Origin of the sequence: Mesotoga sp. HF07.pep.5.2.highcov, from assembly GCF_003666285.1 — a bacterium.
GTDB classification, from domain to species: domain Bacteria; phylum Thermotogota; class Thermotogae; order Petrotogales; family Kosmotogaceae; genus Mesotoga; species Mesotoga prima.
On record NZ_JFHJ01000055.1, the window covers coordinates 1 to 533 of the forward strand.

At 44.5% G+C, this 533-nt stretch carries 1 protein-coding gene; it reads left to right on the plus strand.

Features of this window, described 5'->3' with window-relative positions:
* The coding region (locus BG32_RS00990) for a carbohydrate ABC transporter permease (protein ID WP_147434772.1) at positions 1-533 on the plus strand (533 nt) is incomplete at both ends.

Consider the following 533-nt stretch of genomic DNA (forward strand, 5'->3'; position numbering starts at 1 on the left):
TACAGAACCCTTTTTATTTGGACGTACGCGATTTCGCCGGCCGTTGCGGGAACGATTTGGGCACTGATGTTCAGTCCTTCGAGCGGGCCGGTAACATATTTACTAAAGACGTTTTTTGGAGCCGAAGTCAACTGGATGATGGACGGAAGAGTCGCTCTGATTGCAGTAATTATCGCTGCCTCCTGGAAAATGCTTGGCTACAACATTATATTCTTTTTGTCGGGTCTTCAGACAATTCCTCAAGAGCTTACTGAAGCAGCTGCGATAGATGGTGCATCCAGCGTACGCAGATTTTTTAGAATTACGTTACCTCTGCTGTCCCCGACAACATTCTTTCTTCTGATTATGAATACACTTTACGCATTCTTCCAGGTCTTTGGGCTGATAGACATAATGACTAAAGGAGGACCCGGCGATGCTACACAGGTTCTAGTTTATAAGCTGTACAGAGATGGTTTCATTAACCTGGATACGGGCTTTGCTTCTGCTCAATCGATAGTTCTTTTTGTTTTTGTGGCGATTTTGACCGTTTT